Annotated in this window: 1 protein-coding gene; it reads right to left on the reverse strand. The window is 52.5% G+C overall.

What is annotated here, in order from left to right; translation table 11 throughout:
- On the reverse strand, positions 1 to 562 hold a 562-nt coding region (locus tag R7Q48_RS29805; protein WP_318133991.1), incomplete at both ends, for a PAS domain-containing protein.

Raw genomic sequence — 562 nt, forward strand, 5'->3', positions numbered from 1 at the left:
TCTGGATCGCCGGGGCCACACAAACCTTGCTCAGCATTGTGGCGAATCACATCAGCAATCGGTCGGCCGACTTGAATCAATCCGGGTGGGAATACAAACAGCTCTAGGTAACGCTGGTTCCACGCCACCAGCCGCAATTGTTTGTCGACAACCGCAATCCCTTGGCCGATATGTTCAATCGCCCCTTGGAGTAATCCGCGGCTAAAGTCGTACAACTCTGAAGCTTCATCAACGATGGTTGCGACTTCTTCAAGCTGCATATTTCTGCCTTGCAACGCAGAAGTAAGTACTAACTTAGCGGAAGAGGCACCAAACACCCCAGCCAATACGCGTTCAGTATGACGAATCAACGAAGACGGCGCTTGTTGGTTCGGTAACAACTCCTCTCGCTGCTGGCTCCAATAGGCTTGGAAAGCCACTTTCACCCGAGTGCGGCCAACAAAGCGCGAGGCAAGCATCTCCAGATCAGCCACGGTAACACGACTTTGATACAAGCTGATGTTTTCGCTTTCAGGCAGCGGTGTTCCGACAAAAGACGCCGACTGTAAGCGCTCACTTAGGC

The sequence above is a fragment of the Vibrio sp. 378 genome, assembly GCF_033339435.1.